Here is a 413-nt window from a genome sequence, read left to right as displayed (position 1 = left end):
GCGCGCGGACGGTCGGCGCCGGTGCCCAGCAGCAGCCCGCCGCCGTCCGTGAGGTAACCGGCGACGCCCTCACGGGTGACCAGCAGCGGCGGCGGATGGCCGGCGTTGGTCCAGCGCAGGGTCCACCGCCCCTCGTCGTCCGTGCCGAGGACGGCGAGCACCAGGGTGGCCATGGTGACGTCGGTGATGCGCAGAACGGCCCGGTCCACCCGCTCGACGACGAGGCCGGGCGGCTCGTCCCTCGAGGACCAGGCGTAGGAGCGCAGCACGTTGCGGAGCTGGGCCATGCCCGCGGCGGCGTCCAGGTCGTGTCCGGAGACGTCTCCGATGACCAGGGCCGTGTCACCGTCCCCGAGGGTGAAGGCGTCGTACCAGTCGCCGCCGACGTGGGAGGCGTCCGGCGCGGGCAGGTA

General features: G+C 74.6%; 1 protein-coding gene. It reads right to left on the bottom strand.

The window, feature by feature from the left end:
• Positions 1 to 413 (bottom strand): PP2C family protein-serine/threonine phosphatase (locus LPA54_RS40385; protein ID WP_228985404.1); only part of this gene is annotated, 413 nt, incomplete at both ends.

The sequence above is a fragment of the Streptomyces sp. DH12 genome (genome assembly GCF_020873895.1).
Classification (GTDB): domain Bacteria; phylum Actinomycetota; class Actinomycetes; order Streptomycetales; family Streptomycetaceae; genus Streptomyces.
The sequence above is the reverse complement of the archived record's forward strand: the minus strand, read 5'-3'. Positions and strand labels throughout refer to the sequence as shown.